Origin of the sequence: Kitasatospora sp. NPDC005748 (genome assembly GCF_040630735.1) — a bacterium.
In the GTDB taxonomy this organism is placed as follows: domain Bacteria; phylum Actinomycetota; class Actinomycetes; order Streptomycetales; family Streptomycetaceae; genus Kitasatospora.
On record NZ_JBEXYD010000032.1, the window covers coordinates 1 to 18,391 of the forward strand.

Consider the following 18,391-nt stretch of genomic DNA (forward strand, 5'->3'; position numbering starts at 1 on the left):
CCAGCATGTACTGCTCGGGGAAGGCGTCGCCCTCGAAACGCAGGCCTGCCGTCTTCCGGACCAGGCTGTGCGCGCCGACGCAGCCGATCACCGGGGCCCCGCGGCCGGTCGACCGGCCGCGCACCCGAACGGACGGCGCGGGCGGCGGACCGGACGACCGGAGCTGCCGGCGGGAGCGCGCGCCGCCCGACGAGCCCCGGCGCGTACGCGGTCGCGCGGCCGACCAGCGCCTCCACCGCCCGCCGGGGAATGGGCGGGGCGGAGGCCGTGTTGGACCCCGTGAAAACGACTTCCATTTCGGCGGAAGCCGTTTCCCGACCGCCCACCCCTCGGAGGAGGAGAACCATGGCCCGCAGCGAACTGCGCCCCGTCGTCAAGCTCAGGTCCACGGCCGAGACCGGCTTCACCTATGTGACCCGCAAGAACCGCCGCACCGACGCCGACCGGCTGGTGCTGCGCAAGTACGACCCGGTCGCGCGCCGGCACGTCGACTTCCGCGAGGAGCGCTGACCTCCCCCGTGGGCCCGGCAGGGCCCGCGGGCCACGGCGAGGCGGCGCCCACCCGAACGGACCGGGTGGGCGCCGCCTCGTGACACCGCGGTGCCGCGGGCCGTCGGGGCCGACTACTTGGTGACCCCGGCGGCCTCGTCGGCCGCCGCCCCCTGGGCGGGCACCCCGCCGGCCGGTACCACCGGCTTCGGGCTCCAGCGCTGTTCCACGCCGGCGAGGCGCCAGTAGGCGATCGCCGCCCCCCAGACCACCACGAACAGCCCGACGATCGCGTAGCCGACGTTGTCCAGCGAGATGTCCGCGATCCAGCCGCTGACCGGGTCGGTGAGGTCCAGCTTCTCGTGCAGCACGGCGACCAGCTCGATGGTGCCGATGATGAACGCCACCGCGATCGACAGCCCGGTGATGGTCAGGTTGTAGTACACCTTGCGCACCGGGTTGGAGAACGCCCACTGGTACGCGAAGTTCATGAACGTCCCGTCCAGCGTGTCGAACAGGCTCATCCCGGACGCGAACAGCAGCGGCAGGCAGACGATCGCGTACCAGGGCAGCCCGGCGGCCGCGCCGGAGCCGGCCATCACCATCAGGGTCACCTCGGTCGCGGTGTCGAAGCCGAGGCCGAGCACCATGCCGACCGGGAACATCTGGCCGGGCCGCGTGATCGAGCGGGTCGCCCGGTTCAGCACCCGGGCCATCAGACCGCGCGAGTTGAGGTGCTCCTCCAGCTCCGCCTCGTCGAACCGACCGGCCTTCATCGACCGGAACACCTTGAGGATGCCGAACAGCGCCGCCAGGTTGAGCGCGCCGATCAGGTAGAGGAAGACACCGGACGCGGAAGTGCCGACCACACCGAGCCACTGGTGCGTGGTGGACTCGTCGTCCATCAGCGTGCTGGCCAGCTGGGCGCCGCCCGCCACCAGGGCGGCCATCAGGACCACCATCGAGGAGTGGCCGAGCGCGAACCAGAAGCCCACCGAGACGGGCCGCTTGCCGTCCGCCATGAGCTTGCGGGTGGTGTTGTCGATCACCGCGATGTGGTCGGCGTCGAAGGCGTGCCGCATGCCGAGGGTGTAGGCGGTGATGCCCAGGCCCACCCCGAAGACCTGGGTGCCGACCTCGTACTTCTCCGGGGCGACCAGGAAGATCAGCGTCCCGAACGCCACCACGTGCATGGCCAGGATCACCCCCATCAACCCGGCCGTGCGGAGGGTGTCCTCGCGCCGCCAGCGGAAGCTCGGCAGGGCGGAGGACGCCGCGGGAACAGCGGCGGTTTCGGGCAGGGTCATCTTCGGATCACGCTCCAGCACCTCGTGGAAAGACGTTCGTGAGATGCCGTGGCCGGTCTCCTGGCTGACGGGGCTTCCGGATCCGCCTTCCCAGGCGCGCGAGGCGCCCAGTGGCGTCGTGGATACGGACGACTCCCCCGATCACAGTGGCGAGGGCCGCTCCGGACTCCGGACCCTGAGGGTCCGTCACCGGTCTTCCCGAACACCACGGCGGGCAACACCGTAGGGGGCCGCACCTCACCCTTGCAAGGCTGCGCACCTGCGCAGGTGTCCAGGATCACAGCCACGGGCTGCAACAATGTCCGCATGCATCTCGTACCGGCCGACCGCGCGGGCCACCGCACCATCGACGGGCACCGGGTCTGCGAGGCCATCGCCGCGATCGGCGACCCCGGGCACGTCCGGTCCTGGGCCGAGCGGTTCTCGCTGCTCGCCGACCCGGGGCGGCTCGCCCTGCTGCTCGCCCTGCACCGGGCCGGGCCGCTCGCCGTCACCGACCTGGCGGTCGCCACCGGCATGCGCGACCCGGCCGTCTCGCAGGCACTGCGGCTGCTGCGCACCGCGGGTGTGGTCACCGGCGACAAGGACGGCCGCGTGGTGCGCTACCGGCTCGTGGACGAGGCCCTGCGCCCCCTCCTCGATGAGTGCGCCGCCGCGGACCACCACGAGCACGGCGAGCCCGCCACCGGGAGCGACGCCACCGGCGGCGAGCCCTCCGCACCCCGGGCCGCCGCGGCCGGCTGACCGGCTGCGCCCGCGGAACACCGACCCGGCGCCCCGGGCCGTCGCGCCCGGGGCCCGCCTCACCCCTCTCGCACCAGCCGTTCGAAGCGCTCCAGCGAGCGCCGGGCCAGCGGGTCCGTCGCGGGCCGCAGGGCCCGGTCGAGCAGACCCGCGCCGGGGAGCCGGAACGCGCCGAGGAAGGCGAAGCGGGTGCCTCCGGCCTCGGCGCGAGCCGCCATCCCGCCCAGCAGGAAGCGGCTGCGCATCAGGCACCACCCGGGCGTCAGCTCGACGTCGAAACGGGCCCGCAGCCGGGTGTGGCCGGTCACCAGCGCCTCGGTGCGACCGTCCGCCGGTCTCCCGGCCACGCGGACCGACCGGATGTCCGGCAGCCAGCGCGGGAGCCCCTCCTCCAGGTCGGCCGCGGCCGCCCAGACCCGCTCGAACGGCGCGTCGATCAGCGCCTCCCGGACGGCGGCGCCGGGGGTGACGGCGGCGATCACATGCAGCCGGCGGACCGGGTCGAAGGCCGCCGTCGGCCAGGGGGTCGGTGCGGTCACTGCTGCCACGCCCTTCGAAAGCCGAGCCGGGCCCGGGAGAGCCGGGACTTCACGGTGCCGGGTGCCACGCCCAGCAGTTCTGCGGTGGACCGCTCGTCGAGCCCCTCCAGGTCGCGCAGCACCAGCACGGCGCGGTGCTCCGGCGTCAGCCGGGCGAGGACGTCCTGGATGTCGGTGGCCAGCTGCGGGTCGCCGGGGCGGGGCAGCTCGGAGAGGTCGGCCGGGACGCAGCGGGCGACCCGCCGGACGTGCCGGACGGCCTCCCGCACGGCGATCGAGCGGACCCAGCCGAACAGCGCGGCCGGGTCCTGGAGCTGGCCCAGCTTGCGGAAGACGGCGATCAGCGCCTCCTGCGTCGCGTCGGGGCCGTCGTCCAGCGCGATCGGACCGCAGAGCCGGCGGACGTAGGGCACGACCAGCTCCAGCAGCTCGCTGACGGCCAGTTGGTCGCCGCGCTGGGCGGCACGGACCAGGCCGGCGAGCCGGTCGGCGGTTCGGGTGTCGGGACCATCCACACCCGCATCAGAGGCGCCGGACCGGCCGGACGTTCCCTCCCTCCCCCGACTTCCCGCTGTGACGCTCGTCACGGGAACCTCCGGCCGGGCGGGCCGCTCCTGCGGGGTGACCCACCGTCGGAGCCCCCCGAGGACCACCGTGAACCGTCGCCGTACCGCCGCCCTCGCCGTCGCCGGCCTGCTCGCCGCCGACGCCCTGCTGCACGTCTACTGGGCCACCGGCCGCACCTGGCCGGCCGCCGACCCGGCGTCACTCTCCCGGGCGGTGCTCAACGCCGAGGTGCCGTTCACCCCGCCGGTCGTCCTGCCGCTCGCGGCGCTGCTGTTCTCCGGCTCGGCCCTGGTGCTCGCCCGCGGCGGCCTGTTGGACGGCGCGGCCCGCCGGCTGCCGGCGGTGGCGCTGCGCTGGGGGCCGCGCGCGGTGGCCGCCGGACTGCTCGCCCGCGGGCTGGCCGGGCTGCTCTGGGCCACCGGGGTCGGCGTCGACACCGGCTCGGCCTTCTACCGGCTCAACCTGGCCTTCTACACCCCGCTCTGCCTGGCCGCCGCGGCCGCCGCCCTGGCGGTCGCCCGTACCGGGGCGGACGGCTGACCGCGCCCCTCCCCCGGCAGCCCCGCGACCGCCCGCGGGGCACCGGGCAGCCGGCGCCGCCTCAGGCCCGCTGGCAGGTGGGGCACCAGAAGAGGTTGCGCGCGGCGTGCGCCTCGGTCCGGACCTCGGTGCCGCAGACCAGGCAGGGCATGCCGGCCCGGCGGTAGACGTAGACCTCGCCGCCGTGGTCGTCCACCCGCGGCGGACGGCCCATCGCCTCGGGGGTGTGCTCGGGTCGGACGGTGTCGATCCGCCCCACGCCGACGCCCTCGCGCATCAGCGCGACCAGGTCGGTCCAGACGGCGTCCCACTCGGCCCGGCCGAGGTCGCGCCCGGCCCGGTGCGGGTCGATGCCGTGCCGGAACAGCACCTCGGCGCGGTAGACGTTGCCCACGCCGGCCAGCACCTTCTGGTCCATCAGCAGTGCCGCGATCGTCGTCCGGCTGCCGGATATCCGCCGCCAGGCCGGCTCCGGGTCGGCGTCGGCCCGCAGCGGGTCGGGACCGAGGCGCGCCGCGACGGCGGCCTTCTCGGCGTCGGTGATCAGCGCACAGGTGTTGGGACCGCGCAGATCGGCGTAGGCGTCGTCGTTCGCCAGGCGCAGCCGGACCAGGCCGACCGGCTCCGGCGCGGGGCCCTCGCCGAAGGCGAACCCACCGTAGAGGCCGAGGTGGACGTGCACCCAGGCGTCGTCCTCGAAGCCGAGGAAGAGGTGCTTGCCGATGGCCTCCGCCCCGGTCAGCACCTGCCCGTCGACCAGCTTCGCGCCGTCCGCGAACCGGCCCTGCGGGCTGCTCGCACGGACCGGGCGGCCGCCGAAGGCCCTGGCGTTCTCGGCGGCGAGGCGGTGGATGATGTGGCCTTCCGGCACGGGCGTCAGCTCCCCCGGGTGTGCGACAGGATGCCCCCATCATCGCAGCCCGCACCGACAGGCCCGGCCGGGCCGCCGGCCGTCGCGGGCTCCCGGAAGGCGGTACCGAATCCGCGCCGGGGCAGCGCCGGAGCCACCCGGAACAGCCCCGGGCGGCGCGGGCCTCAGCGGACCGGGATGCCCATCAGCCGGGCCAGGATCACCCGGTCCAGCTCGGCGGCGGTGGCCGCGACGTCCAGCTGGGAGTTGTCGATGATCGGCAGCCCGGAGTTGTACCAGCCGGCCATCCGGCCGTGGATCCGGGCCACCTCCTCGTCGCTCAGCCGCCGGTTGCCACTGCGCCGGGCGTTGCGGCTCAGCACGGAGTCCAGACTGGGCAGCAGCACGACCGGGATCATCCCCGGGCCGATGTGCCGCTTCCAGCCGCCGAGGCCGATCGCCGGGCGGTCCGGGAAGACCGCGTCGTCGATGATGCAGGAGATGCCGTTGGCCAGGTAGTTGCGGCAGGCGAAGCCGCAGGTGCGGCGGGCCAGCCGGTACTGCGCCTCGGAGGCGTTGTTCCAGCCGGACTGCGGGTTGGCGAAGCCGGACTGCACCCACTCGCGGACGTCGTCGAGGCTGATGTGGGCGGTGGGCGTGGGCCGCCGCTCGGCCCAGTGCCGGGCGACGGTGGTCTTGCCCGCGCCGGCCGGTCCGATCAGCAGCACGGCGAGTGGCCCGGACGGCAGGTGCGGCTGCGCGGGGTGGACCGGGAGCTGGACGGGCGCGCCGGACGGCAGCAGGAAGTGCCCGGTGGCGCCGGCCGGAACCGGCGCGGGCGCCGCGGCGGTGGGAGCCGACGGCGGCACGGGCCGCGCCGGCGCGGGCGGTGCGACGGGGGCCGCCGGAGTGCCGGCCGGCGGCACGACCGGGCGACCGGCGTACGGGGGCCGACCGGCGGTCTCGCGCGCGGACCGGTCCGCGCCGTGGCGGACGGATTCGGCGTGGGCCGCCGCCCGCGGCACTCCCCGGGACGCGCCCGGCGCGCCACCGGCGGGCGGTGCGACGGTGGCACTGCCGGAGTACGGCGGGGCCGGCGGAGCGACGGGACGTGGGGGGACTTGTCCACCCCCGGCGTACTGCGTCACGGTCACCTCCCGACTTCTTTCAGCGGGGACACTACACGGCGGTCCCGCGGCGGGCACAGTCCGCCGCCGGGCCGCTGACGAGGGCCGGGGTGCCGGATCGGGCCGGCCGGGGCCGCGCCGATCCGGTACCCCGGCCCCGGGTGTCAGCGTGCGGTGAGCTGTCCGCCGAGCGCCCGCAGTGCCAGCTCGTACGAGCCCAGGCCGAATCCGGCGATGGTGCCGGAGGCGACCGCGGCGATCACCGAGGTGTGCCGGAAGGTCTCCCGGGCGTACGGGTTGGAGATGTGCACCTCGATCAGCGGCGCGGTCCGCTGGGCGGCGGCGTCGCGCATCGCGTACGAGTAGTGGGTGAAGGCCCCCGGGTTGATCACCACGGGCACCCCGCCGTCGGCCGCCTCGTGCAGCCACTCCACCATCTGCTGCTCGGAGTTGGTCTCGTGCACCTCGACCTCGAAGCCGAGCTCCTCGCCGAGCACGGTGCAGCGCTCGACCAGCCCGGCGTAGGAGGTGGCGCCGTAGACGTCCGGCTCGCGGCTGCCCAGCCGGCCGAGGTTGGGGCCGTTGAGCACCATCACCCGGGTCACGAGGAGACCTCCGCGTAGGCGGCGACCAGCAGGGACGGGTCGGGGCCCTCCAGCATGGAGGTCCGGCCGAGGCCGTCCAGGACGATGAAGCGCAGCAGGTCGCCGCGCGACTTCTTGTCGATCTTCATGGCGTCCAGCAGCTTCGGCCAGGCGTCCGCGCGGTAGCTCAGCGGCAGGCCGACCGAGGCCAGCACGGTGCGGTGCCGGTCGGCCGTCTCGTCGTCCAGCCGGCCGGCCAGGCGGCCGAGTTCGGCGGCGAAGACCATCCCGATCGAGATCGCCGCGCCGTGCCGCCACTTGTAGCGCTCGTTGCGCTCGATGGCGTGGCCGAGGGTGTGGCCGTAGTTGAGGATCTCGCGCTGGCCGGACTCCTTGAGGTCCCCGGAGACCACGTCCGCCTTGACCTGCACGGCCCGCCGGATCAGCTCGACGGTGTGCGGCCCGGCGGGGCTCCTGGCGCCCTCCGGGTCCGCCTCGATGAGGTCCAGGATGACCGGGTCGGCGATGAAACCGCACTTGATGACCTCGGCGAGACCGGAGACGTAGTCGTGCCGGGGCACCGTCTCCAGGGTGTCGAGGTCCGCCAGCACGCCCACCGGCGGGTGGAAGGCGCCGACCATGTTCTTGCCCTCGGCGATGTTGATGCCGGTCTTGCCGCCCACCGCCGCGTCCACCATGCCGAGCAGCGTGGTGGGCATGGAGACCCAGCGCACCCCACGCAGCCAGGTGGCCGCGACGAAGCCGGCCAGGTCGGTGGTGGTGCCGCCGCCGAGGCCGACGATCACGTCGCTGCGGGTGAAGCCGGTCTGGCCGAGCACCGACCAGCAGTACGCGGCGACCTCGGCGCTCTTGGCGTCCTCGGCGTTGGGCACCTGGAGGACGATCGCCTCGTAGCCCTCGCCCAGCAGGTCCTCGCGGATGGCGTCGGCCGTGGCGGCCAGTCCTTCGGGGTGGATCAGCGCGACCCGCTTGGCGCGGGTCCCGATCAGCTGCCCCAACTCGCCGAGCAGCTGGTGTCCGATCAGCACGTCGTACGGGTCGTGGCCCGCGCTGCCGCCGACGTGAATCCTGACGATGTCACTCATGGGGGGTCTTCAGCTCCAGTGCTTCCATTACGGCGTCCGCGACCTGCCCGGGGGTGCGGCCCGCGGTGTCGACGACGGCGGTGGCCACCTCCAGGTACAGGGGCCGACGCGCCTCCATCAACTCACGCCAACGCGCCCGCGGGTTGACCGCGAGCAGCGGCCGCGGCGCGTCCAGCCCCACCCTCCGGACGGCGTCCGCCGGCGGGACCTCCAGGAACACCACCGGCAGCTCGCGCAGCAGCGCCCTGGTGGCCTCGGCCATCACCGCACCGCCCCCCAGCGCCAGCACGCCGTCGTGGTCCCGGGCGGCGCTGCGCACCGCGGCCGCCTCCAGCTCGCGGAAGTGCGGCTCGCCCTCGTCGATGAAGATCTCCGGGATCGGCTTGCCGGCCGACCGTTCGACATCGGCGTCGGTGTCCCGGAAGGCGACGCCCAGGCGCTCGGCGAGGTCCCGTCCGACGGTGGACTTGCCACTGCCGGGCGGGCCGACCAGCACCACCAGGGGCGCGCTCATCGGACGATCAGGTTGTCCAGGTACCCCTGGACGTTGCGGCGGGTCTCGCTGACGTGGTCGCCACCGAACTTCTCGCTCACCGCGTCCGCCAGCACCAGCGCGACCATCGCCTCGGCGACGATCCCCGCCGCGGGCACCGCGCACACGTCGGAGCGCTGGTGGTGGGCCTTGGCCGGCTCGCCCGTCCGCACGTCCAGCGTCTGCAGCGCGCGCGGCACGGTCGCGATCGGCTTCATCGCCGCCCGCACCCGGAGCAGCTCACCCGTCGACAGGCCGCCCTCGGTACCGCCCGACCGGCCCGACGTCCGCTTGACGCCCTCCGGGGTCGGCACGATCTCGTCGTGCGCCTGCGAACCCGGCACCCGGGCCAGCTCGAAGCCGTCGCCGACCTCGACGCCCTTGATCGCCTGGATCCCCATCAGCGCGGCGGCCAGCCGCGCGTCCAGCCGGCGATCCCAGTGCACGTGCGAGCCGAGGCCGACCGGCACGCCGTAGGCCAGCACCTCGACGACCCCGCCCAGGGTGTCGCCGTCCTTGTGGGCCTGGTCGATCTCCGCGACCATCGCCTTCGACGCGTCGGCGTCCAGGCAGCGCACCGGGTCCTCGTCGAGGCGCGCCTCGTCGGAGGGCAGCGGCAGCACCCCGGCGGGGGCCTTGGCGCCCGCCAGCTCCACCACATGGCTGACGATCTCGATCCCGCAGGTCTCCTTGAGGTAGGCGCGCGCGACCGCGCCCAGCGCGACCCGGGCCGCCGTCTCCCGGGCGCTCGCGCGCTCCAGGATCGGCCGGGCCTCCTCGATCGAGTACTTCTGCATGCCCGCCAGGTCCGCATGGCCCGGCCGGGGGCGGGTCAGCGCCTCGTTGCGGGCCAGCCCCGCCAGCACCTCCGGGTCGACCGGATCGGCCGACATGACCTGCTCCCACTTCGGCCACTCGGTGTTGCCGACCATCACGGCCACCGGACTGCCCATGGTCTCGCCGTGCCGCACGCCGCCGAGGAAGGTCACCTCGTCCTGCTCGAACTTCATCCGGGCGCCACGGCCGTAGCCCAGCCGTCGGCGCGCCAGCGCCTCGGCCACCACCGCGGTGGTCACCGGAACACCGGCGGGCAGGCCCTCCAGCGTCGCGACCAGTGCCGGACCGTGCGACTCCCCCGCCGTCAGCCAGCGCAACGTACCCAACGGAGCTCCTTCATCAGCGGACCGGTCACGGCACTTGCCATGACCCGCCCGGGCGTGCTTCCTCTGTCCCTGGATCCTTTCATGCCGTCGGCATGCCCGGGAGCAGAGTCCGGGTGACGGACAGCAACCGGTCGACCCTCGGACGCGGTGGCCGGCGGAGCACCCGGGCCCCGCCGGGAGCACGGCCGGACCCCTCGCCGCGGCACGGCACGCCGGGTTGGCACGACACGCTGGACGGGCATGTCAGGTCCAGCCGGCACGACGCGCCAGAGTGGCACGACACGCCCTTCCGGCACGACACGCCGACGTGACACAGCGCGCCGATCCGGCACGACACGCCACCCCGGCACGACATGCCCGGGCGGCACCGCCCGCCGCCCCGCGCGCACCGCGTCAGCGGCCGGCGAGCGCCGCCTCACCCGCGGCCCGGATGGCCGCCAGCGGCCCGGGCGCGCGGCCGGTGAACCGCTCGTTCTGCAGGACCGCCTGGTGGACGAGCAGGTCCAGGCCGCCCAGCACGGCGGCGCCGCGCTCGGCGCAGGCGGCGGCCAGCGCCGTCGGCCACGGGTGGTAGAGCACGTCGAACAGCGCACCGGGCGCGGCGGGCAGCCCGGCGGCGAACGCGTCCGTCGCCCCCGCGGGCGTGGTCGACACGGTGAGCGGCTGCGCGAGCGCCTCCGCGCCCCGCTCCCAGTCGGCGGTCCGCACGGTCACCGCCAGGCGCTCACCCAGCTCGGCCATCTCCCGGGCCCGCTCGGCGCTGCGGACGTAGACCGTCACCTCGCCGGTGCAGATCTGGGCCAGCGCCGCCAGCGCCGACGAGGCGGTGGCCCCGGCACCCAGCACCGCCGCCCCCGCCACTTCGGTGATGCCGCGCTCGCGCAGGGCGTTGACGAGGCCCGGGATGTCGGTGTTGTCCCCGGTGCGCCGCCCGTCGGCGGTGAAGACCACCGTGTTCACCGCGTCGACCGAGCGCGCGGTCGCGCTCACCTCGTCGAGCAGCGGGATGACCGCCCGCTTCAGCGGCATGGTGAGCGACAGGCCCGCCCACCGCTCCGCGTCCAGTCCGGCGAGGAAGCCGGGCAGCCCGGCCTCGTCCACCTCGAAGGCGTCGTAGCGCCAGCCGTCCAGCCCGAGCGCCGCGAAGGCGGCGCGGTGCAGGTGCGGCGAGAGCGAGTGGGCGATCGGCGAGCCGAGGACGGCGGCCCGGTGCTTGCTGGTCAACGCTGTTACTCCGTGAACTACTGGCCCGTCAGGGCTACTTGGTGGTGCAGTGGACGGCCACCTTGTCGAAGCCCTGGCCGGCCGCCTTGCAGTACTCCTCGACATCGGCCGCGAACTGCTTGTCCGTCTCCGAGAAGCGGGTGTTCTTCGGGTCCATCGCGATGAAGTACAGCCACTTGCCGTCCGCCGGGTTCAGCACCGCCTTGAGCGCCGCGTCACCCGGGTTGGAGATCGGCCCGGGCGGCAGGCCCGCGTTGATGTAGGTGTTGTACTTGTTGGAGGCGTCGTTGATGTCCTTCTTGTCCAGCACCTTGCGGCCCAGCGAGTACTGCAGCGTGGTGTCCATGCCGAGCTTGCCGTCGATCTTGCCCGTGTCGGCCAGCCGGTTCTGGATCGTCCGGGCCATCTTGGCGAAGTCGTCGGGGTTGTTGCCCTCGGCCTGGAGGATGCTCGCCTCGATGACCACCTCGTAGCCGGTCTTGAGGCCGATCTTGGCGGCCTCCGCGTCCAGCCCCGCGTAGCGGTCGACGGCGTTCTTCACCATCTGCTTGAGCAGGTCCTCGGGCTTCATCCCCGAGGCGATCGAGTAGCGGGCCGGCCAGAGGAAGCCCTCGATGTTGCCGTTGGCGTACGCGGGCAGACCGAGGCTGCCCAGCTGCGCCTTGGCCACCTCGGCCGTGGTGCCCTTGGCCAGCTGCAGCTTGTCGTCGATCTTGGCGTAGGTGGCGGCGGCCGTCAGCCCCTCCTGGACGATCAGCTTCTCACCGCCGTTCGCCTCCACCAGGTTGGTGACGGCGGCCTCGGCCGACATCTCCTTGGGCATGGTGTAGGTGCCGTACTGGATGGTGGTGCACTTCGGGTTCTTCCCGCACGCCTGGGTGAAGGCCTCGATGCTCTTGACCACGCCGGCCTCCTTGAGCGTCTTGCCCATCTCGGCCCCGACGGCACCCTTCTTGATCTCCACCATGACCGAGCCGCTGCCCTGGCCGGTGAAGTCCGGGGGCGGCCCGAAGTGGTCCTGGTAGAAGCCGTACCCCCACCAGCCCGCGCCGGCCACGCCGCCGACCATCACCAGCGCGACCAGCAGGCAGGCGCCACCGTTGCGGCGGCCGGACTTCTTGCCCTTCTCCTTGCGCTTCTTCTTGCCCTCGCGGGAGTTGTCCTCCTCGCCGAGGAAACCGTTCTGGTCGTCCCCGCCGTCCTCGGCGTAGTCGTCCTGGTGCTCGTCCCACTCGGCCTCGGCCTGCTCGGGCTCGGCCTCCGCCGGCCGGCCGCCGGCCTCCAGCGCGGCGGCCTCCGCCTCCCAGTCGATGCCGTCCGGGCCGGGACCGGCGGGCCGCTCGGGCTCGGGCCGCCGGCGGCGCGAGGCCCGCCCGCCCGGCACCTGCCCGCCCGGAGCCTGCTCGCCCGGCACCCGCTGCTGACCGGGCTGCTGCGGCATCCCGGGCTGGGACGCGCCCTGCTGCGGCATCTCGGACTGGGGCGCGCCCTGCTGGTTCATACCCGACTGCGGCATACCCGACTGCGGCATCCCCTGCTGCGGCATGCCCTGCTGCGAGTACCCCTGCTGCTGCCCCTGGTACCCGGGGGCGCTCTGCTGCTGCCCGGGGAACCCCTGCTGCGGGTAGCCCTGCTGCTGGTCCTGGTACCCCTGCCCACCCGGGAAGCCCTGGCCCCCGCCGTGCCCCTGCTGCGGGTACCCCTGCTGGTCGCCGAAGGCCTGACCGCCGTACTGCTGGGCCTGCTGGGCCTGCTGCTGCCCCTGCGCGAACTGCTGTCCCCCGTACTGCTGGGGCTGCTGGGGCTGGCCGCCCGGGTACGCCTGCTGCGGGTAGCCCTGCTGGGGGTAACCCTGCTGCTGCGCCGCCTGCTGCATCTGCTGCGGGTAGCCCTGCTGGTCGACGAAAGCCTGACCGCCGTACTGCTGGGGCTGCTGCCACTGGTCGTCCGTCGGCCCGGGGACCGGCTGCTGGCCGCCGTACCCGGGGTCACCGGGGTGCCACGGCTCGGAGCCCTGGGGGCCGTAGCCCCGACCCAGATCGGTCATTGATCCCCTTACACCGACGGAGACGGCCGGAGGATCGGACCGGCCGTCCGGGACGGCGTCCCGGCTGATTCTCGAACCGGCGTGCTACTGCAGCGCCTGGAGGGAGACGTTACCGTACCGCAGCCTGGCCTCCGGCAGGGGCGATGTGCCCTCACTGCCCGCCCGGAGCGGTCGGCGCACCCGTCGGCTGACTGCCGCTCGCCCCCGCGGAGGCACCGCCCGAACCGCTCGCCGACGGGCTCGGCTGCGCGGCCCGGGCGGCGTTGAACTCGGCCACGTTGCGCTGCTGCACGTCGAAACTGTCGGTGAACCGGGTGTCCCCCGGCTTCACGGTGACGAAGTAGAGCCAGTCCCCCTGCGCCGGGTCCACCGCCGCCATGATCGCCTGCCGCCCGGGGTTGCCGATCGGCGTCGGCGGCAGTCCGGTGTGCAGATACGTGTTGTACGGGGAGTCCAGCTTGGTCTCCGTGACGGTGGTGTTCAGGGTCGAGCGCCCGAGCGCGTAGTTGATCGTGGAGTCCAGTTGCAGCGGCATGTTCTTGGCCAGCCGGTTGTAGATCACCCGGGCCACCTTGGCCATGTCCTCGGTGTTGTCCGCCTCGCCCTGCACCATGCTGGCGATGGTCACCAGCCCGTACAGGCTCTGCCCGAGGTTCTGTGCGACGACCTCCGCGTCGTCCCGGGCGAACTCCTTGCCGGCTCGCTCCACCATCTGCTTCAGCAGGTCCACCGCGGTGGTCCCGTCGGTCACGCTGTACGTCGCGGGGAAGAGGTACCCCTCCGGGCTGCCCTTGGCGAACTCCGGCAGCCCCAGCTCGGCGCCCTGCTCCTGGGCGGCCCGCTGCGTGGTGCCCTCGGGCAGGTCCAGCTTCTTGTCGATCGCCGTGTAGATCTGGTTGCCGCGCCAGCCCTCGGGGATGGTCAGGCCGTTGGCGTTGGCGGGGTCGACCAGGATGGCCAGCGCGGCGGCCGCCGACATCTTCTGCTTCAGCGTGTAGGTGCCGGGCTGGATCCGCCCGGCGGCGGCCGCGCTGCCCTTGGCCGCCCGGGTGAAGGCCAGCGAGCTGGCCACCACGCCGTTGCGCACCAGCGCGGAGGCGATCTGGGTGAGCCCGGCGCCCTCGGGCACCGAGACCTGGACGTCGCCGGTGCCCGCCCCGTGGTAGTCGGCGGCGGCCGGCGGCTTCTGCTGTCCCTGCAGCCAGGTGTACCCGGTCAGACCGGCCCCGCCGAAGACGACCACCAGGGCGAGCGCGGTCAGCCCGCAGGCGAGCCCGTTGCGCCGGCGGTGCGGATCCGGCGCATCGTGGCGAGGACGGGGCGCACCCGGCGGACGGCCCTCGGGTTCGAGCACCGGCGCACCGAGGTGGCCGGGTGTGAGCCCGGGCGTGAAGTCCTGGTCGGTCATTGCGCCCCCTCGGCGGTCCCGGAACGAGCAGAAGGGGCCCGTGCGGACGCGTCCGCACGGGCCCCTTCACCGGGACGTTAGATCAGACCGGTCAGCCGGCCGCCTCGACGCTCTCACCGGGCGGGCGTCCGCTCACCCGTTCGGACTCAAGGGCGGTCTGCAGGATCACCACCGCGGCGGCCTGGTCGACCACCGAGCGGCCCTTCTTGGCCTTGACCCCGGAGGCGCGCAGCCCGTGGGTGGCCGTGACGGTGGACATCCGCTCGTCGACCAGCCGGACCGGCACCGGGTAGAGCCGGTTGGCCAGCCGGGTGGCGTACCCGCGGACCTTCTCCGCCGCCGGGCCCTCCTTGCCGCTGAGCGAGCGCGGCAGGCCGACGATCACCTCGATCGCCTGGTACTCGTCGGCGATGGCGGCGATCCTGGCCTGCGACTTCACCCCGGCGGGGACGGTCTCCACCGGCGTGGCGAGCACCCCGTCGGGGTCGCAGGACGCTACCCCGATCCGGGCGTCACCGACGTCGACGGCGATCCGCCGCCCGCGGCGGAAGGGCGGCCTCTCCTCCTGGTCCATCAGCTGGCGCGCTCCGCGACCAGACCGCGCACCGCGGCGATGGCCTCGCCGACCGCGCCCGCGTCGGAGCCGCCGCCCTGGGCGACGTCGTCCTTGCCGCCACCGCCGCCGCCGAGGGTCTTGGCGGCGACCCGGACCAGCTCGCCGGCCTTGATGCCGCGCCCGCGCGCGTCCTCGTTGGTGGCGATCACGGTCAGCGGGCGGTCGTTGGCCACCGTGAAGGCGGCGACCACGGCCGGCCGCGAGCCGAGCCGGCCGCGCACGTCCAGGACGAGCTTGCGCAGCTCGTCGGCGCCGGTGCCGTCGGCGACCCGGGCGGCCACCACGGCGATGCCCTGGACGTCCTCGGCGGAGTCGGCCAGACCCGCGGCGGCGGCCAGCACCTTCTCGGCGCGGAAGCGCTCGATCTCCTTCTCGGCGTCCTTGAGCTTGGCGAGCATGCCCGAGATCTTCTCCGGCAGCTCCTCCGGGCGGCCCTTGACCAGCTCGGTCAGCTGGGCGACCACGGTGTGCTCACGGGCGAGGAACTTGTAGGCGTCCACGCCGACCAGCGCCTCGACCCGGCGCACGCCGGAGCCGATCGAGGACTCGCCGAGCAGCTTCACCAGGCCCAGCTGGGCGGTGTTGCCGACGTGCGTGCCACCGCAGAGCTCCTTGGAGAAGTCCCCGATGGTGACGACGCGGACCGAGTCGCCGTACTTCTCGCCGAACATCGCGATGGCGCCGGCCTTGCGGGCCTGGTCCATCGTCATGACCTCGGCGGTCACGTCCAGCTCGCGGGTCAGCACGTCGTTGATCTTCTGCTCGACGTCGACCAGCACGCTGCCGGGCACGGCGGCGGGCGAGCCGAAGTCGAAGCGGAAGCGGCCGGGGGCGTTCTCGGAGCCGGCCTGGGCGGCCGTCGGGCCGAGCGCGTCGCGCAGCGCCTGGTGGGTCAGGTGGGTGGCCGAGTGGGCGCGGGCGATGGCACGGCGGCGCTCGATGTCGATGGTGGCGTACGCCGAGGCGCCGAGCACGACCTCGCCGAACAGCACGCCGCCGGAGTGCACCGTCACGCCCGGGACGGGCTGCTGCACGTCGCGGATCTCCACCACGGCGCCGGAGTCCAGTCGGATCCGGCCGTGGTCGGCGAGCTGGCCGCCGCCCTCGGCGTAGAACGGGGTGCGGTCGAGGATGATCTCGACCTCGTCGCCCTCGCTCGCGGCCGGCGCCGGGACGCCGTCCACCAGCAGGCCGACCACGGTGGCCTCGCCCTCGGTGAGGTTGTAGCCGGTGAAGACGCTGGCGCCGGACTTGTCGGCGACCTCGCGGTACGCGGCGACGTCGGCGTGGCCCATCTTCTTGGCCTTGGCATCGGCCTTGGCACGGTCCCGCTGCTCCTGCATGAGTCGGCGGAAGCCGGCCTCGTCGACCTGGAGGCCCTGCTCCTCGGCCATCTCCAGGGTCAGGTCGATCGGGAACCCGTAGGTGTCGTGCAGCTTGAACGCCTGCTCGCCGGAGAGCACCGCGCCGCCGGACTGCTTGGTCTCGGTGACCGCGGTGTCCAGCAGGGTGGTGCCGGCCTTCAGGGTCTGCAGGAAGGCCGCCTCCTCGCCGCTGACGACCGTCTCGATGCGCTTGCGGTCGGCCTCCAGCTCCGGGTACTGCGGGGCCATCGCCTTGATCGCGACCTCGGTCAGGTCCTTCGCGACCTGGCCGGTGGCGCCCAGCAGGCGCATGTTGCGGATGGCGCGGCGCAGGATGCGGCGCAGCACGTAGCCGCGGCCCTCGTTGCCGGGGGTGACACCGTCGCCGATCAGCATCAGCGCGGTGCGGATGTGGTCGGTGACCACGCGCAGCGAGACGTCCGACTTGTGGTCGGCGCCGTAGGTGTGACCGGTCAGCTCGGCGGCGCGGTCGAGGATCATCCGGCTGGTGTCGATCTCGAAGAGGTTGTCGACGCCCTGCAGGATGGCGGCGAGGCGCTCCAGGCCGAGGCCGGTGTCGATGTTCTTGCTCGGCAGGTCGCCGAGGATCTCGAAACCGTCCTTGCCGTCACCGTGGCCGCGCTCGTACTGCATGAAGACCAGGTTCCAGATCTCCAGGTAGCGCTCGCCGTTGACGGCCGGGCCGCCCTCCTCGCCGTACGCGGGGCCGCGGTCGTAGTTGATCTCCGAGCACGGGCCGCACGGGCCGGGGACGCCCATCGACCAGAAGTTGTCCTTCATGCCGAGGCGCTGGATGCGCTCGGAGGGCACGCCGATGACGTCGCGCCAGATCTGCTCGGCCTCGTCGTCGTCCTTGTAGACGGTGATCCAGAGCTTCTCCTTCTCCAGGCCGTAGCCGCCGTCCGCGACGGGAGTGGTGAGCAGCTCCCACGCGAACTTGATGGCCCCTTCCTTGAAGTAGTCGCCGAAGGAGAAGTTGCCGCACATCTGGAAGAAGGAGCCGTGCCGGGTGGTCTTCCCGACCTCCTCGATGTCCAGGGTGCGCACGCACTTCTGGACGCTGGTGGCCCGGGAGAACTGCGGCTTGACCTCGCCGAGGAAGTACGGCTTGAAGGGCACCATGCCGGCGTTGACCAGCAGCAGGGTGGGGTCGTCGGCGACCAGGGACGCCGACGGAACGACGGTGTGGCCGCGCTCCTCGAAGAAGCGCAGCCAGCGGCGGCGGATCTCTGCCGACTCCATTAGTGGTCCTTCCGGTTCGGGGTACCGCCCGGCTGCGGCAGTGCGCGGCCGGGCGTCTTTTCGATGGCTGGGGTGGTGCGCGCACCGTCGGACGATGCGCGGGCACTGCTGGACGGAGGCAGGGCGGCGGCCGGGCTGCCGGGCGCCGCCGAGATAGCTCGGTACTGCGGCTCGCCGCGCAGGACCCGGCGCCGGGGCTCGACGACGGCGGTGCCGTCCAGTCCGAGGTCCTCGCGCAGCTGCTCCTCGCGCTCGGCCATGCCCGCCTTCACGTCCTGGGCGAACCGCTTGGCCGCGTCGCCCAGGTGCAGCGCGCCGCGCGCGGCGGTGCCGGAGAGGCTGTCCGGGGTGAGCCGGTGCACGGCCTCGTTGGCCTTGTTCATGGCCCAGACGGTGGCACCGGCGCCGACCGCCATCCAGAAGATGCGTCGCACCATGCCGTCAGCCCCTCACCGCGCGCCGGACCCGGGCGAGCAGGCCGCTCTTGGCCGTCGTCGCGGCGCGCACCTCGGCCCGGATCAGCCGGGCCAGCTCCTCGCGCTCGCTCGGCTGGGTGGGCAGCGTCACGGTGCCGTTCTGCTTGGCGACGGCCTTGCGGACGCCGTAGCTGAAGGCCGCGACCTTGACCAGCGGCCCGCCCAGGGTGGCCGCGACGGTGGAGGAGAGCGCCTGGGCGTTGGCGGCGGCGTCCTGGACGTTGGCGGTGATCTCGTCCACCCGCTCCAGCTGCTCGTTGGCGCTGCGCACGGCGGCTCCGGCCTCGGTCAGCAGCGGCACGGCCTGCTCGGTCACGGCGGAGACCAGGACGGCGGCCTCCTTGAGCACCCGCGAGAGGTGCACCAGCACGACGGCGAGCAGGGTGACCAGGACCGCCCAGAACACGGCGACGAGCAAGCCGGCCAGCTCTCCCACGGACACCTT

At 73.7% G+C, this 18,391-nt stretch carries 18 protein-coding genes, 1 pseudogene and 1 riboswitch; of the genes and pseudogenes, 3 read left to right on the forward strand and 16 right to left on the reverse strand.

Annotated elements, in window-relative coordinates:
- The first annotated feature begins 345 nt into the window (after positions 1–345).
- Entirely contained in the window at positions 346–510 is a 165-nt protein-coding gene (gene rpmG, locus ABZ495_RS22310) for a 50S ribosomal protein L33 (RefSeq protein WP_329486785.1), read from the forward strand.
- Positions 511–623: 113 nt separating this feature from the next.
- Here the strand turns inward: rpmG and ABZ495_RS22315 are convergent, their stop codons facing one another.
- The gene (locus ABZ495_RS22315) at positions 624–1,796 is read right to left on the reverse strand and encodes a HoxN/HupN/NixA family nickel/cobalt transporter (RefSeq protein WP_359837673.1); all 1,173 of its coding nucleotides are present in this window, start codon (positions 1,794–1,796) and stop codon (positions 624–626) included.
- 32 nt (positions 1,797–1,828) lie between these two features.
- Positions 1,829–2,021, reverse strand: a riboswitch (cobalamin riboswitch).
- A gap of 81 nt (positions 2,022–2,102) precedes the next feature.
- On the opposite strand from ABZ495_RS22315, the pseudogene ABZ495_RS22320 reads away from it, so the two are divergent.
- Positions 2,103–2,441: pseudogene (locus ABZ495_RS22320) on the forward strand (metalloregulator ArsR/SmtB family transcription factor); the annotation flags it as partial.
- A 158-nt stretch (positions 2,442–2,599) separates the two neighbouring features.
- On the opposite strand, the gene ABZ495_RS22325 reads toward ABZ495_RS22320, so the two are convergent.
- Both ABZ495_RS22325 and ABZ495_RS22330 read right to left on the reverse strand, forming a co-directional pair.
- On the reverse strand, positions 2,600–3,079 hold the full coding sequence (locus ABZ495_RS22325; protein ID WP_359837675.1) for an SRPBCC family protein: 480 nt from the start codon (positions 3,077–3,079) through the stop codon (positions 2,600–2,602).
- On the reverse strand, positions 3,076–3,594 hold the full coding sequence (locus ABZ495_RS22330) for an RNA polymerase sigma factor (protein WP_359837678.1): 519 nt from the start codon (positions 3,592–3,594) through the stop codon (positions 3,076–3,078). The genes ABZ495_RS22325 and ABZ495_RS22330 overlap by 4 nt, the downstream gene beginning before the upstream one ends.
- A gap of 139 nt (positions 3,595–3,733) precedes the next feature.
- On the opposite strand from ABZ495_RS22330, the gene ABZ495_RS22335 reads away from it, so the two are divergent.
- Positions 3,734–4,186 (forward strand): DUF3995 domain-containing protein, encoded by a 453-nt coding sequence (locus tag ABZ495_RS22335; protein ID WP_329486789.1) that lies wholly within the window; start codon positions 3,734–3,736, stop codon positions 4,184–4,186.
- A 61-nt stretch (positions 4,187–4,247) separates the two neighbouring features.
- Here ABZ495_RS22335 and ABZ495_RS22340 read toward each other — a convergent pair whose 3' ends face one another.
- From ABZ495_RS22340 to ABZ495_RS22400, 13 genes are all read right to left on the reverse strand, one after another.
- A complete protein-coding gene (locus tag ABZ495_RS22340) occupies positions 4,248–5,057 on the reverse strand; it encodes a DNA-formamidopyrimidine glycosylase family protein (protein WP_359837680.1) in 810 nt (269 codons plus the stop codon).
- 164 nt (positions 5,058–5,221) lie between these two features.
- Positions 5,222–6,184, reverse strand: coding sequence for an AAA family ATPase (locus ABZ495_RS22345; protein ID WP_359837731.1), 963 nt, complete (start codon positions 6,182–6,184; stop codon positions 5,222–5,224).
- 143 nt (positions 6,185–6,327) lie between these two features.
- The gene (gene aroQ, locus ABZ495_RS22350) at positions 6,328–6,756 is read right to left on the reverse strand and encodes a type II 3-dehydroquinate dehydratase (RefSeq protein ID WP_359837733.1); all 429 of its coding nucleotides are present in this window, start codon (positions 6,754–6,756) and stop codon (positions 6,328–6,330) included.
- 8 nt (positions 6,757–6,764) lie between these two features.
- The gene (aroB, locus tag ABZ495_RS22355; RefSeq protein ID WP_329486792.1) at positions 6,765–7,853 is read right to left on the reverse strand and encodes a 3-dehydroquinate synthase; all 1,089 of its coding nucleotides are present in this window, start codon (positions 7,851–7,853) and stop codon (positions 6,765–6,767) included.
- Positions 7,846–8,367, reverse strand: coding sequence for a shikimate kinase (locus ABZ495_RS22360; RefSeq protein WP_352293308.1), 522 nt, complete (start codon positions 8,365–8,367; stop codon positions 7,846–7,848). Before ABZ495_RS22360 ends, aroB begins: the two co-directional genes overlap by 8 nt.
- Positions 8,364–9,548, reverse strand: coding sequence for a chorismate synthase (aroC, locus tag ABZ495_RS22365; RefSeq protein WP_359837682.1), 1,185 nt, complete (start codon positions 9,546–9,548; stop codon positions 8,364–8,366). The genes ABZ495_RS22360 and aroC overlap by 4 nt, the downstream gene beginning before the upstream one ends.
- A 393-nt stretch (positions 9,549–9,941) precedes the next feature.
- A complete protein-coding gene (locus tag ABZ495_RS22370; RefSeq protein WP_359837685.1) occupies positions 9,942–10,772 on the reverse strand; it encodes a shikimate dehydrogenase in 831 nt (276 codons plus the stop codon).
- Between the two features lie 34 nt (positions 10,773–10,806).
- On the reverse strand, positions 10,807–12,819 hold the full coding sequence (gene mltG / locus ABZ495_RS22375; protein ID WP_359837687.1) for an endolytic transglycosylase MltG: 2,013 nt from the start codon (positions 12,817–12,819) through the stop codon (positions 10,807–10,809).
- A 151-nt stretch (positions 12,820–12,970) separates the two neighbouring features.
- On the reverse strand, positions 12,971–14,227 hold the full coding sequence (gene mltG, locus ABZ495_RS22380) for an endolytic transglycosylase MltG (RefSeq protein WP_359837690.1): 1,257 nt from the start codon (positions 14,225–14,227) through the stop codon (positions 12,971–12,973).
- Between the two features lie 91 nt (positions 14,228–14,318).
- Complete coding sequence (gene ruvX / locus ABZ495_RS22385) at positions 14,319–14,801, reverse strand: Holliday junction resolvase RuvX (protein ID WP_329486798.1); 483 nt, start codon at positions 14,799–14,801, stop codon at positions 14,319–14,321.
- A complete protein-coding gene (alaS, locus tag ABZ495_RS22390) occupies positions 14,801–17,470 on the reverse strand; it encodes an alanine--tRNA ligase (protein ID WP_359808734.1) in 2,670 nt (889 codons plus the stop codon). Before alaS ends, ruvX begins: the two co-directional genes overlap by 1 nt.
- Positions 17,470–17,907, reverse strand: a complete 438-nt coding sequence (locus ABZ495_RS22395) for a DUF6167 family protein (protein ID WP_329486800.1) — start codon at positions 17,905–17,907, stop codon at positions 17,470–17,472. The genes alaS and ABZ495_RS22395 overlap by 1 nt, the downstream gene beginning before the upstream one ends.
- 4 nt (positions 17,908–17,911) lie before the next feature.
- A complete protein-coding gene (locus ABZ495_RS22400; protein ID WP_329486801.1) occupies positions 17,912–18,388 on the reverse strand; it encodes a DUF948 domain-containing protein in 477 nt (158 codons plus the stop codon).
- Positions 18,389–18,391 lie beyond the last annotated feature (3 nt).

Excerpts from the sequence above, each read along its gene's own strand:
- rpmG (WP_329486785.1), top strand. The coding sequence starts at position 346 with ATGGCCCGCAGCGAACTGCGCCCCGTCGTCAAGCTCAGGTCCACGGCC.
- ABZ495_RS22315 (WP_359837673.1), bottom strand. The coding sequence starts at position 1,796 with ATGACCCTGCCCGAAACCGCCGCTGTTCCCGCGGCGTCCTCCGCCCTG.
- aroQ (WP_359837733.1), bottom strand. The coding sequence starts at position 6,756 with ATGGTGCTCAACGGCCCCAACCTCGGCCGGCTGGGCAGCCGCGAGCCG.
- aroB (WP_329486792.1), bottom strand. The coding sequence starts at position 7,853 with ATGAGTGACATCGTCAGGATTCACGTCGGCGGCAGCGCGGGCCACGAC.
- ABZ495_RS22360 (WP_352293308.1), bottom strand. The coding sequence starts at position 8,367 with ATGAGCGCGCCCCTGGTGGTGCTGGTCGGCCCGCCCGGCAGTGGCAAG.
- mltG (WP_359837687.1), bottom strand. The coding sequence starts at position 12,819 with ATGACCGATCTGGGTCGGGGCTACGGCCCCCAGGGCTCCGAGCCGTGG.
- mltG (WP_359837690.1), bottom strand. The coding sequence starts at position 14,227 with ATGACCGACCAGGACTTCACGCCCGGGCTCACACCCGGCCACCTCGGT.
- ruvX (WP_329486798.1), bottom strand. The coding sequence starts at position 14,801 with ATGGACCAGGAGGAGAGGCCGCCCTTCCGCCGCGGGCGGCGGATCGCC.
- alaS (WP_359808734.1), bottom strand. The coding sequence starts at position 17,470 with ATGGAGTCGGCAGAGATCCGCCGCCGCTGGCTGCGCTTCTTCGAGGAG.
- ABZ495_RS22395 (WP_329486800.1), bottom strand. The coding sequence starts at position 17,907 with ATGGTGCGACGCATCTTCTGGATGGCGGTCGGCGCCGGTGCCACCGTC.